The sequence below is a fragment of the Paracoccus broussonetiae genome, assembly GCF_031854425.1.
Lineage (GTDB): Bacteria > Pseudomonadota > Alphaproteobacteria > Rhodobacterales > Rhodobacteraceae > Paracoccus > Paracoccus broussonetiae.
In genome coordinates, this window is sequence record NZ_JAVRQI010000004.1 from 254471 (window position 1) to 266672 (window position 12202).

Genomic DNA, 12202 nt, shown 5'->3' on the forward strand with positions numbered 1-12202 from the left:
TCAGCGCGGCGCGGCGGCCAGACCCCGCGCCAGCGCGCAGAATTGCTCCAGCCCGATTTCCTCGGCCCGCGCGGTGGGCGCGATACCTGCCTCAAGCAGGATGTCCTCAATGGCCGGATGCAGCCCTTTCAGCGAAGCCCGCAGCATCTTGCGCCGTTGGTTGAAGCCAGCGGCGACCACGCGGTTCAACACCTTGGGATCGGCGGGATAACGGGGGCCGGGCAGAGCGGTCAGATGCACGACCGCCGAGTGGATCTTGGGCGCCGGCACGAAAGCCTCGGGCGGCAGCGTCATCACGATCTTCGCGTCCGAACGCCATTGCGCCAACACTGCAAGACGGCCATAGGCCTTGCCGCCGGGCTTCGCGACGATCCGCTCGGCCACTTCTTTCTGAAACATCAGGGTCAGGGACTGCCAGAAGGGCGGCCATTCGGCAGGCGTCAGCCAGCGGATCAGAAGCTCGGTCCCGACATTATAGGGAAGGTTCGCGACGATGCGGACCGGCGGCGTCAGATATTGCAGCGGGTCTATTTCCAGCGCGTCGCCATTGATGACCTCAAGCCGGCCCGGATAAGCCTCGGCGATCTCGGCCAAAGCGGGCATGGCGCGGGCGTCCTTTTCGATCGCCAGCACGCGGCGCGCGCCTTCGGCCAGCAGGCCGCGGGTCAGGCCGCCGGGGCCGGGACCAACCTCGATCACGTCGCAGCCGGCAAGGTCGCCCGCCGCGCGCGCGATCTTGGCCGTCAGGTTCAGATCCAGAAGGAAGTTCTGGCCCAGCTGCTTCTTGGCCTTCAACTCGTGCCGCGCGATCACTTCGCGCAGCGGGGGCAAACCGTCAATCGCGCTCATCTTTTTCCTGCCATGTCATGGGCCATGCGCAAGGCGGCGATCACGCTGCCTGCGTCGGCGATGCCGCGGCCTGCAATATCGAATGCCGTGCCGTGATCGGGCGAGGTCCGCACGAAGGGCAATCCCAGCGTGAAGTTGACGCCGCCCGCGAAATCCAGCGTCTTGATCGGGATCAACGCCTGATCGTGATAAGCGCAGATCGCCGCATCATAGCGCGCCCGCGCCGGGGCATGGAACATGGTATCGGCGGGCAGCGGCCCGGAAAGATCCAGCCCCTCGGCGCGCAGATGTTCCAGCAGAGGGGCGATCCAGGCGGTCTCCTCGGTTCCCATCACGCCATTCTCACCCGCATGGGGATTCAGCCCGGCCACGGCGATGCGCGGCGCGGCGATAGCGAAGTCGCGGCGCAGGGCGGCATCGGTGATGCGGATCGCCTGCTCCATCGCGACCGGGTTCAGGGCGCGGGGAACCTCGCTCAGCGCGATATGGATGGTGACGGGCACCACGCGGCAGGGCGGCGAAACCGTGGTTGAGGCCAGCATCATCACAACCGGCACGTCGCCCGCCAGATGCGCGAGAAACTCGGTATGACCGGGGAAGGGGAAACCGGCGCCGGTCTTCAGCGCCTCCTTGTTGATCGGCAGGGTGCAGATGCCACCTGCCGCGCCGCTTTGCGCCAGGTGGACGGCACGGGCAATGACTTCGATCACCGCGGCGGCATTGGCAGGGTCGGGACGACCCGGCACGGCGGGGGCGGGAAAGTCATGACGCAGGACCGCCAGCACGCCATCCTCGACCCTGTCGGCAGGCGTCGCCACCTCGGCCCAACGGGTGCCGGGCGGCAGGTGACGCGGATCGCCCAGAAAGACGAAGGGGACGCCGGCGGCCAGCGCTTTCGGCGCAAGCTCTGGACCGACGCCAGCGGGCTCGCCGCAGGTCAGGATGATGGGGCGAGTTCCGGTCATGTTCGTATCCTTGGCAGACGGTGGCGCGACGGGCGGCCGAACCGCCCGTCAGGCCCGTTCAGGGCCGGCGAATGATCGCGTTCGCGCGCAGATCGGCCAGATAGGTTTCCGCCGCCTCGCCGACCTTGCGGTTGAAGATCTGGTTGCGCACCTCATCACGACCGGGCAGCGCGTCAGGGGCGCGCGTCTGGTCACCCTCGTTGCTGGTCGCGACCGGGGCTTCGCCTGCATTTGCGGCCAGCGCCGGGCTGCGCTTGCACAGCATCAGCAGGTCGATCCCGCCGCCATAGTTCACGATCGTCGACTCGTTGTCGTCCAGGACTGCAAGGCGAACCCCCTCTCCGGTCGGGATCTGGCCTTCGGGGACCGTCTGACGCATCCACTGGCTGGCGGGATAGCGGCCCGACTGGACCTCAAGATCGTTGCAGGTTCGGGACACGGCGGCGATGCGCGCGGCTTCCTCGGCCGTGGCAAGGCGCAGGCGGGCATATTCGATGACCTGCTGGGTCGCACCGGGCCGCAGGGTGCCCCGCGTTTCGCGCAGGAAGAACAGGACGACCGCGCCCTTGACCTGCAGAGGCTGCGTGGTCTGGCCCGGTTGCAGCTGCATCAGGATCGGGCGCAGCGTCGGCGGCAGATTCGCCAGCGGCGTCAACGGCAGCCGTCCGCCGTTTTCGGCCGAGGGCGTCGCCGAATACTGGCGCGCGAACGAGGCGAAATCGGCTTCGGAATGGGTCTGCGAGACGATGCGTTCGGCCAGCGCCATCGCCTCGTCCTCCCGCCCCTCGGGGGCGGGGATGATCAGTTCGGACAGCCCGACATGCGAGGTCTGGGGCGTCTCGATGATCTTCTTCATTTCCTCGTCGATCTCGGCATCGGTGACGCGGACCTGTCCGACCAGGCGTTGGCGCACGTAATCGCGCCAGACAATGCCCGCGACCACGAAGTCCTCGAAGGTTTGCCGGTCGACGCCGTTCTGGCGCAGCAGCTGCACGAACTGGTCGACGCTGAGGTTGCCGCGGCTGGCAAATTCCTCAAGCCCCTTGTTGACGTCTTCTTCCTTGGGACGGATATCAGCCTGCTTGGCGGCGAACGAACGCAGGCGTTCATCGATCAGCGCCTTTTCGGCCGCGGCGGGCTCAGCGTCCGGCGCACGCAGAAGCTGCATGAATCTCACGCGCTGGTCGATCTCGTAGCGGGTGACGGCCGAGTCGTTGACATAGACAACCGGCTTGAACAGACCGCTGCCCGACTGGGCCGAAGCCGGATGCGTGCCGAAGCCGGGCACGAAGACCGTTCCCGCCAGCATTGCGGCCACGGAGGCCCCCAGAAGAATTCGCCGCATCAGCTCCCTCGCCGTTTGGTTTCGCCGGACCTTATCGCAGGCAGGCGCGACGCGCCACCGTTCCCGGACCGGACTGTTGTTTGCCGAAGCCACCCAGCCGGACGCCAAGGTCAAGGCTGGTATCCTCGCGCAGCGTTTCGGACGAGCTGAAGCGGCGCTTCACCGACATTTCGACCGTGACGCATTCGTTGCGGTATTCCAGCCCCAGCTCGGCCTTCTGGGCGCGGTTCTCGGCAAAATCATATCGCGTTTCCGCGCTGGCCCACCAGCCATCCCGAATCTGCCAGCCCGCGACGGCCGTCAGTTCCGAGACATCTTCCATCCGGTCCTCGCGCGGGTCGGAATCCATCCACAGATACCCGGCTGAAACCTGCAGCCCCGGTTTCAGCCAACCCAGCCGCAATTCGTTCCTGCTCATCGTGAAGCTGTCGTCGAACAGCGCGCGGTTCACCAGCGCCAGCCCGTTCGTGCCGGAATAGTTGGCCGAAAGCAGCCAGTCCGAGCGTTTCCCGCCCAGCGGCCCCGTGCCGTCGAAGGCGCTGTCGGGTTGCGAACGCAGGACGCGTCCCGCCGTCACCCCAAGCTGCCAGCCCGTCGGATCGATCCGCGTCCAGCTGACGCCAAGGTTCGCGCGAAGGCCGGATTCGCGGGCGTCCCAGCCGGGGAAACGGTCCAGCGAATAAAGGTTGCCTTCATCGAACTCGATCAGGCGGCTGTCTTCGTTCGGAACCTCGTCCTCGGCATCGCGCTCGGGCGACCAGATAAGCTGGGCGACCGGCTCGATTATCTGCGTCACGCCACCCGAGTGGCGGGCCAGGGGCCAGCGCAGCTCGGCCGCCAGCGTCGGGTCGGCGCGCGCGACGAAGTCCTCGTAGCGGCTGTCCTGGTTGATGGTATAGAAATCCGTGTTCAGCTGCGTCTCGACCGTGCCGACCACTCCGCCCGGCAGGATCTCGTTGCGCTGCCAGTCCAGCATCACCGAGGCGCGCGCCATGTCGCGACCGATGATATCCTCGTTCGATTGGCGGCGATGGGCGTGCATCGACCATTCAAGACTGGCGATTCCGCCGATGCGATCGGGCTGCCAGCGCCGTTCCCACAAGGCATCGGCCACGACCGAGGGGGTGATGTCGTCGGGTTCGTCGTCGCGCAGGGATTCGTAATTGCCGATCCGCGCAATGACCATGCGGTCGCGCTTGACCCGGTCCAGCGTCAGCCCGCTCCACAACCGGTCGGCATCGGTGATATCGTAATCCAGAAGATAGGCGCGGTTCGTCGCCATCTGCAGTTGCACACCCAGCTGATAGCCGCGCGGCAGTTCGAACCGGGCAGCGCCGAACAGATAGCCGCGGGTTTCGCCGGGTTCGATATCGTCGCGGCTGAGCGCGCCATTCCACTCCATCTCGCCATTCGAATAGGCCTGACGATAGCGCAGCTCCAGCGTCGTGGTGCGGCTGGCGGCGACATAGGGCGTGACCGTCAGGTCGGCATGGTCGCCCAGCGTGATGAAATAGGGCAGCTTGATCCCGACGCCCAGGCTGGAGGTCGTGCGGAACTGCGGGCGCAGGAAGCCGGTCATCCGCTCGACCGTGGGATCGGGTGCGGTCAGCGACGGCAGGCTTGCCAAGGGCACGCCAAAGGCGCGGAACTGCGGCTGGTCGAAATGCAGCATCTTGGTCTGCGCATCATGGGTGATGCGGCGCGCGCGGATTTCCCACAGCGGCACCGGGTCCGAGGCGCAGACATTGCAGCTTGAGGCCACGACATTGTCCATCGTGGTGATGCGGCCTTCCTGTTCGCGTCGCATCTCGCGCGAGGCAAGCTGCAACTCTCGAGCCAGGACCAGACGCGCGCCGCGCAGGATCCCGTCCTGAAGATTCGGGTCAAGCTGCGCGCTGTCGGCGATGACGATGGTTTCGTCACGCGTGCCGCGCCGGTCGGGCTGGGTCAGATGGATCGGCCCTTCGATGATGGCCCCGCCGTTCTGGCCGTCATAGATCACGCGCGAAGCGATCAGCCTGGTGCCTTGATACCAGATCACGACCCCACCCGATGCGGTCAGCTGCTTGTTCCCGTCCAGCGTCACGTTATCCGCCAGCACCGTCGCCGCCGTCCCGCGTTGGGGCGCATTGACGCTGGGCGCGATCCGCACCTGTTGGCTGGGGCTCGCGACCGAGGAAACCTGCGTCGCCTCGGTCCCGTCGGCCATGCGGGTATTGCCATCGGGCGACTCGGTCGGGGCCAGCGCGGGGCCCTGGTCCTTGTCGGTCCAGAACCCCTCGTTGCCGTCATAGGCGGGCAGGGTCTGGCCATCGGCCATCAGGCTTTGCGCCAGCGCCGGGGCGGTGGTCAGCGTGGGGCCGATGCCCGCGCACACGGCGACGATCAGGGCCGCGCGCCGGGCGGGATGCGCGCCGCACCCCTTGGAAACCTTACGCGCAGCCATCAGCCATCCTCCAGACGCAGAAGTGCCCCCAGCGCGAAAAGCAGGGCCACTATGGGGGGCGCCCAACCGGCCAAGGCCGCCGGGATTTCGCCGTTCTCGCCCAGCACTTGCGCCAGATTGCGCAGGAAGAACAGCCCGATCCCGCAGCCAAAGGCGCCCAGCACAAGCATCCCCATCTTGCGCCCGCGCATGTGGCGCATGGTGAAGACCGCGGCGATCGCCACCATGGCCGCCATCAGCAGGGGACGGGCCAGTTCCATCTGGAACCAGACCCTGTGCCGCTGGGCAGAAAAGCCCGCGCGTTCGAGCCCGTTGATGAAGGCGGGCAATTGCCAGACCGGCACGGCCTCGGGGCGGCCGAAGCTGTCGCGGATGCGCGCGGCGGTCAGGTCGGTCGGCAGGTTCATGGTCTGGATCGTGCGCGCCGTCGCCTCGGGGTTGGGATCGGTCAGGGGCCATTCCTTGACGTCGTTCAGCAACCAGGCACCGCGCTGCAGATGCGCCTCGGCGGCGTCGATGCGGCGGATCGGGCCTTGATCGGGGGCAAAGACCATGAAGGTCGCGTCGTAAAGCGTCGTCGCCTCGGGGTTGGCGCGGGTGGCGCGGATCACGACCTGGCCCAGCGTCTCGGTCCCGTCGGCGGCACGGCTGCGCAGGGCCTGGCGCAGCCAGACTCCGCTGTCGCCCAGGCTGACCGTCTGGCCGCCGTCGCTGCGGATGCGCGTGACCGCATCGTCATAGCGTTTGGTCGTGGCTGCGACGACCGGGTTCATGATCGCGACCGCAAGGATTCCGGCCAGCGCCGCCGCGACTGCCGGGGCGGCCAGAACGCGGATGCCCGACCGGCCCGACGCGCGGATCGCGACCAGTTCCGAACTGCGCGACAGGTTCAGGAACAGCGCGATCCCCGCCAGCACCGTGATGAGCGGCAGGATCGAATAGAAGCTGGAGGCGATGTTCAGCGCCGACAGCCCCGCGGCGCCGCTCAGCCCGATTCCCTCGCCCGAGAAGCGGCGGATCTGCTCGACGATGTCGATCAGGAACAGGATCGCGGCAAAGATCGCCGCGATCATCAGCAACGTGCGCAGGAAACGGCGGGCGACATAGGCGGACAGGATCACGTCGCGGTCTCCGGCCTTGGGGTTCGGCGCAGGCGGCGCGGCCGGGCCGCGATCCACAGGATGCCCGCGCAGATCAGCCCCCCGATCAGCGGCGGCAGATAGATCAGCGGCCAGCGCGAGGCGTCCTGCGCAACCTGGTTTTCGGCCGCGGTGCTGAGGAACTGGACCACGATCAGCGCGACCACCGCCCAGATCACCTGACGCCAGACGCCAAAGCGGCTGAAGCCGCCCAGAAGCAGCATGGCAAAGCCCAGCATCGCTGCGATCGGCGATTGCAGGGGCTTTGCCAGGCGTTCATGCGCCTCGGCCAATGCCTTGTCGGCTGTCGATTGCGTATCGGCCAGAAGCTGGGGGTCGGGGTTCAGCAGACGCATCGTGGAATAGGCCCGCAGGTCGCGCTTGCGCGCCTCGTCGCTTTGGACAAGCGATGCGAGGTCATAGGCCAGTTCGCCGAAGCGGGTGATGGAAAGCTGTTGGCGATCCGCCTGCACGCGCAGCGTCTGGGCCATGCCGTGCATCAGGACCAGTCGCGGGCCGGCTTCGGTCTTCACGACCAGCGCCTCGGTCGCGGTATAGGTGGTCTGGTTCTGGGGATCGCGCGCATCCTCAAGAAAGAAATCCTCAAGCCTGCCATCCGAGGCGATGTCGCGAATATACAGCGTGACACCCTTGACCGGATACTGAAATGCCCCGGCGCGCAGGAACTGCGCGGTGACGTTCTGGGCAATCTCGGCCTGGCGGTCGGCCATCCGTCCCCGCGCCATGGGCACGACGGCGTGGACCAGCAGCGCCACCATCAGCGCGACCAGCACGCCGAAGACCAGGACAGGGCGCGCCAGCCGCCAGGGCGACATGCCCGCGGCCTGCATCGCCACCAGTTCGGATTCCGAAGAAAGGCGGTTCGTGCCATAGGCCGATGCAGTGAAGGCCGCAATCGGCAGCACCACCGAAATCACCAGAGGAAGAGTCAGCGCCGTGAACTCCAGCACCACCAGTGCGGTCTGCCCGTCCGAGATCAGCTGCTCGAAAAGCGAGACGGCGCGGTTGATCCAGTAGACCGACACGAGCACCAGCGCAAAGAACCCGAAAAGGGTCATGAATTGCGACAGGATATAGCGGTCTATCCGGGCCATGGAACTTTCACTGTAGTGCTGCGGATTTGCTTAACCCTTGGATCGCGTTTGTGAAAGCCCCGGCTCTGGTCAAGGTGCCCCTTGCCGACTAGTTTCCGCTCAGACGGATCAATGCGAGGGAGCAGCCTGATGGCCCAACCGGTCGAAATCTCTTTCACTTCAATGGAGAGCGCGGATCTGGCCGCACATGGGGGGCGCATCGCCATTCTCGTGCCGCCAACCGGAAGATTGCCTGCGGGCCTGCCGCGGATCCTGCGCACGGCCCTGATCCGGGCCATCCAGTCCGAAACGTGGAAAGAGGTGAAACCCGGCGGTTCGCTGGAAATCGCCTTTCCCGCGGGGATCCAGGCCGATGCGATCCAGCTGGTCGCGCTGCCCTGGCGCACCGATGCGCTGACCGCGCGCAAGGCGGGCGCCGCCATCGGCGCGAAGCTGGGCAAGAAGGATGCGCTGGTCGTGGCCAGCAACCATCCGCAGGGTGCCGAGATCGCCCTGGGTCTCGCGCTGCGCGCATATGACTTCGACGCCTACAAGACGAAGAAGTCCTCCGCGGAGGGCAGCGAGGGCACGGATGTCGATTCGGTGCCGGCGGATGATTCAGTGGCAAAGGGCAAGCGCGGCCGTGTCGCCTTCCTGCATGCCGATCCCGAGACCATTGCGCGCAAGGCGACCGAAGGCGCGGCCCTGGCCGAGGGCGTCCATTTCACCCGCGATCTGGTCAGCGAACCCGCGAACGTCCTGACGACCAGCGATTTCGCGGATCGTCTGCTGGCGATGGGCGAGCTTGGGCTGGACGTGGAGGTTCTGGACGAGCCGGAACTTGAAAGCCTTGGAATGCGCGCGCTTCTGGGCGTCGGACAGGGGTCGGAAAGCCCCTCGAAGGTGGTGGTGATGCGCTGGAACGGCGGTGGCGACGAAGCGCCGCTGGCGCTGGTCGGCAAGGGCGTCGTCTTCGATACCGGCGGCATCTCGATCAAGCCCGCTGCGGGAATGGAAGAGATGACGATGGACATGGGCGGGGCGGGCGTCGTGGCGGGTGTCATGCGCACGCTGGCCCTGCGCCGTGCCAAGGCGAACGTGGTCGGGCTGGTCGGGCTGGTCGAGAACATGCCCGACGGCAAGGCACAGCGACCGGGCGACATCGTGAAGTCCATGAAGGGCGACACGATCGAGGTCATCAACACCGACGCCGAGGGGCGTCTCGTGCTGGCCGATGTCCTCTGGTACGCGCAGGAGCGCTTCAAGCCCAAGGCGATGGTCAACCTTGCGACGCTGACCGGGGCCGTCATCGTGGCGCTGGGCCATGAGAACGCCGGAGTCTTCTCGAACAACGACGGTTTCGCCGACCAGCTTCTGGGCGCGGCCAAGGCCGAGGGCGAGGGCGCATGGCGCCTGCCGCTGTCCCCGGCCTATGACGAGCTGATGAACTCGCGTCTGGCCGACATGAAGAACTCGGGCGGACGGGCCGCAGGTTCGATCACGGCGGCGCAGTTCCTGCAGCGCTTCGTGAAAAAGGACGTGCCGTGGATCCATCTGGATATCGCGGGGGTGGCCTTGCCGCCGGCTGCGACGGCGATGGCGCCCAAAGGGGCAAGCGGTTGGGGTGTCGCCACGCTGAACCGTCTGGTCCGCGACCGGTTCGAGGCCAAGGCCTGATGGGCTCGGCCCTGTTCTATCACCTGACCCGTTCGGGGCCCGCGCAACTTTTGCCGATGCTGATCGGCAAGAGTCTGCAGGCCGGGTGGCGGGTCGAGGTGCGGGGCAGGGACCGGGCCCGCCAGGCCGGGCTGGACGAGACCCTGTGGCAGGGCGATGGCTTCCTGCCGCACGGCCTTGCCGGCGGGGTGCATGATCCACGCCAGCCGGTGCTGCTGACGGTCGCGGGGCAACCTGCGACCAACGCGCCCCGCTGCCTGATCGCGCTGGACGGCGCGCCAGTCGGCGGGCAGGAATGCAACGACCTGGACCGGGTGTGCATCGTCTTCGACGGGAACGACCCCGAGGCGCTGGACACCGCGCGCGCCCAGTGGCGCGAATTCAAGGCCGCAGGCGTCGCCGCCGAATATTGGTCCGAGGCCGATGGCCGATGGGAGCGCAAGCAATAGCGCCGCCCTTGGTCCTTATCGTTCAAGGATCAGCAGGTTTCCCTCGATGCTGACCCTTGCGAAGCGCGACAGGTAGGACATTCCCATCAGCGACTGGTCAAGGTCCGAGCGCAGGACCAGCGCGGGCACGCGCGCGTCGTGGATGCTGCCGATTTCGACCGAATCCAGCATGACGGTCGCTGTCTCGATCACGCCATTCGCGGTCCGCGCCTGACCGGCATAGCCAAGCCGCGCGGGATCTATGCCGACCTTGCGGGCGTCATTCTGTCCCAGCGCCAGGGTCGTCGCGCCGGTATCGACGATAAACCGCAGCGGCGTTCCGTTCACCTGGGCGGTCAGATGGAAATGGCCATCCTCGCTCAGCGGAACCTCGATTCGCTCGTCCCCGACGAAGCGGGCCTCGGACAGAACGCTGCGTCGAATGTCACCCCACAGGCCCGCGACCGCGATCACGCCCAGAAAGATCATGCCCCAGGCCGCCGCCAGCCGCAGCGTGCGCCCCGGCCGTGTCCGCAGCTCGACCAGCAGGAAGCCCCCGACCGCGACAAGCAGCAGCATGAGATAGGCAAAGCGCATGAACCCGTCATTCATCAGACCAGACCCGATCCCTTGAGGCCGTCGATCACGAACTGGATCGACAGCGCCGCCAGAAGCATTCCGAACAGCCGCGTCACCACCATCGTGCCCGTCCGCCCCAGCAGCCGGGCGATCGGCGCGGCCAGCGCGAACAGCACCGCGACGATCGCCAGCACCGCCACCATTACCAGAAGGATCGTCAGGGTGTGGGCCGCGCTGGGGTTCTGGTTCACCAGCAGGATCATGCTGGCCAGCGCACCGGGACCGGCCAACAGCGGCGTCGCCAGCGGAAAGACGGAAGGATCATTATGATCCTCGCGGGCCGGATCTTCGCGCGTCTGCCCTTCGCGCCGTTCGGTCCGGCGCTCGAACAGCATGTCAAGCGCGGTCAGGAACAGCAGCGCGCCACCCGCGATGCGAAACGCGGGCAGCGAGATGCCGATGCCCAACAGGATTGCATCGCCCGCAAGTCCGAAAAGCGTCAGCAGCGACGCGGCGATGGCCAGCGCGCGCCACCCGATTCGCCGCTGTCTTGCGGGGGTCATGCCCTGCGTCAAAGCAATGAAAAGCGGCACCAGACCGATCGGGTCGATGACGACGAAAAGGGTCACGAAGGCGCTGATGGTCTGTGTCATGTCCATGGGTTAGCCCAGTATGTCGCGGAAGCACGCGACTGTGAAGCCGGACCCCCGAGGTCCGTGATCACGCGTTTGGGGCTTTCGCGGCGGTTCGGTGCGCCCTATATCAGTGGCAGTCTATGCTATGCACGGCAGCGATATGTCGTGCCACGGAGGTAAACACATGCACGCACCTTCCCCCATGGCGCTGTTGCTCATCGCGATCGTCGTTCTTGTCCTTTTCGGACGTGGCAAAGTCTCGTCCCTGATGGGCGAGGTCGGCAAGGGAATCACGGCCTTCAAGAAAGGCGTCAAGGATGGCGCTGAAGAGGAAAAGGCCGAAGCCAAGGAGCTGGAGCTGAATTCGGTCGACGAGATCGCCCAAGCCCGTGCCGAGCTGGCCGCCGAGCGCGCCAAGCTTGAGGCCGAGCGTGCCCGCATGACCGCTGATGCGGGTCTGCGCGACGTCACGCCCGCCGATCAGACCAAACTCTGATCCGGCGCGATACGAACGGCCATGCTTGATGTCGGCTGGAGCGAGCTTCTGCTGATCGGCGTTGTGGCGCTGATCGTCATTGGTCCCGAGGATCTGCCAAAGCTGTTCCACACGCTGGGACGGCTGACTGCGCGTGCCAGGGGCATGGCGCGGGAATTCACCAGTGCGATGGAGGACGCTGCCAAGTCCTCTGGTCTTGAAGAGGCCAGCAAGGCGCTGAAAGACGTGAATTCGCTGACCTCGAAGCGGGCGCTGGGTCTGGACGCGCTGGAGCGCGCGACCGAGCGTTTCGAAAAATGGGATCCGCTGAACCCGCGGGAGCAGTCGGGCAAGGCCTCGGCCGTTCCCGATCCGTCGGCACCGTCGGCGCCGAAGAACTTCCCCGAAGTTTCGGATCCGGCCAAGGCGGCCACCGCCGAAGCCGCATTGCCCGAGCCGCCCGGTGTGAAGGCCCCCCTGCCTGCCGATGATGCGGGCAGCGATACGGCGGGCGGCAAACGGCGCCTGCACGCGGTCCGACGCTCGGATCTCGATCAATAGAACGAAAGG

Annotated in this window: 12 protein-coding genes; 4 read left to right on the forward strand and 8 right to left on the reverse strand. The window is 66.5% G+C overall.

The window, feature by feature from the left end; all coding sequences use genetic code 11:
* The 6 genes from rsmA to lptF are packed head-to-tail and all read right to left on the reverse strand — an operon-like array spanning position 1 to position 7859.
* Entirely contained in the window at positions 1–849 is an 849-nt protein-coding gene (rsmA, locus tag RM190_RS07030) for a 16S rRNA (adenine(1518)-N(6)/adenine(1519)-N(6))-dimethyltransferase RsmA (RefSeq protein ID WP_311758697.1), read from the reverse strand.
* Positions 846–1814 carry a 4-hydroxythreonine-4-phosphate dehydrogenase PdxA gene (gene pdxA, locus RM190_RS07035; RefSeq protein WP_311758698.1) on the reverse strand — a complete coding sequence of 323 codons (969 nt, stop codon included), beginning with the start codon at positions 1812–1814 and terminating at the stop codon, positions 846–848. The genes rsmA and pdxA overlap by 4 nt, the downstream gene beginning before the upstream one ends.
* A 58-nt stretch (positions 1815–1872) precedes the next feature.
* Positions 1873–3159, reverse strand: a complete 1287-nt coding sequence (locus tag RM190_RS07040; protein WP_311758699.1) for a peptidylprolyl isomerase — start codon at positions 3157–3159, stop codon at positions 1873–1875.
* 31 nt (positions 3160–3190) lie between these two features.
* Complete coding sequence (locus RM190_RS07045; protein ID WP_311758700.1) at positions 3191–5605, reverse strand: LPS-assembly protein LptD; 2415 nt, start codon at positions 5603–5605, stop codon at positions 3191–3193.
* Positions 5605–6726, reverse strand: coding sequence for an LPS export ABC transporter permease LptG (gene lptG, locus RM190_RS07050; RefSeq protein ID WP_311758762.1), 1122 nt, complete (start codon positions 6724–6726; stop codon positions 5605–5607). Before lptG ends, RM190_RS07045 begins: the two co-directional genes overlap by 1 nt.
* Complete coding sequence (gene lptF / locus RM190_RS07055; RefSeq protein ID WP_311758701.1) at positions 6723–7859, reverse strand: LPS export ABC transporter permease LptF; 1137 nt, start codon at positions 7857–7859, stop codon at positions 6723–6725. Before lptF ends, lptG begins: the two co-directional genes overlap by 4 nt.
* A 129-nt stretch (positions 7860–7988) precedes the next feature.
* Here lptF and RM190_RS07060 point away from each other — a divergent pair, with 129 nt between their 5' ends.
* Together RM190_RS07060 and RM190_RS07065 are read left to right on the forward strand one after the other, a co-directional pair.
* Positions 7989–9515 (forward strand): leucyl aminopeptidase, encoded by a 1527-nt coding sequence (locus RM190_RS07060; protein WP_311758702.1) that lies wholly within the window; start codon positions 7989–7991, stop codon positions 9513–9515.
* Positions 9515–9964 carry a DNA polymerase III subunit chi gene (locus RM190_RS07065; RefSeq protein WP_311758703.1) on the forward strand — a complete coding sequence of 150 codons (450 nt, stop codon included), beginning with the start codon at positions 9515–9517 and terminating at the stop codon, positions 9962–9964. The genes RM190_RS07060 and RM190_RS07065 overlap by 1 nt, the downstream gene beginning before the upstream one ends.
* Before the next feature lie 15 nt (positions 9965–9979).
* On the opposite strand, the gene RM190_RS07070 is transcribed toward RM190_RS07065, so the two are convergent.
* Together RM190_RS07070 and RM190_RS07075 are read right to left on the reverse strand one after the other, a co-directional pair.
* Positions 9980–10555 carry a retropepsin-like aspartic protease family protein gene (locus RM190_RS07070; RefSeq protein WP_311758704.1) on the reverse strand — a complete coding sequence of 192 codons (576 nt, stop codon included), beginning with the start codon at positions 10553–10555 and terminating at the stop codon, positions 9980–9982.
* Positions 10555–11181, reverse strand: a complete 627-nt coding sequence (locus RM190_RS07075) for a MarC family protein (RefSeq protein WP_311758705.1) — start codon at positions 11179–11181, stop codon at positions 10555–10557. The genes RM190_RS07070 and RM190_RS07075 overlap by 1 nt, the downstream gene beginning before the upstream one ends.
* 160 nt (positions 11182–11341) lie before the next feature.
* Here RM190_RS07075 and RM190_RS07080 point away from each other — a divergent pair, with 160 nt between their 5' ends.
* On the forward strand, positions 11342–11653 hold the full coding sequence (locus RM190_RS07080) for a twin-arginine translocase TatA/TatE family subunit (RefSeq protein ID WP_311758706.1): 312 nt from the start codon (positions 11342–11344) through the stop codon (positions 11651–11653).
* A 21-nt stretch (positions 11654–11674) separates the two neighbouring features.
* Positions 11675–12193 carry a Sec-independent protein translocase protein TatB gene (gene tatB, locus RM190_RS07085; protein ID WP_311758707.1) on the forward strand — a complete coding sequence of 173 codons (519 nt, stop codon included), beginning with the start codon at positions 11675–11677 and terminating at the stop codon, positions 12191–12193.
* Positions 12194–12202: the final 9 nt, after the last annotated feature.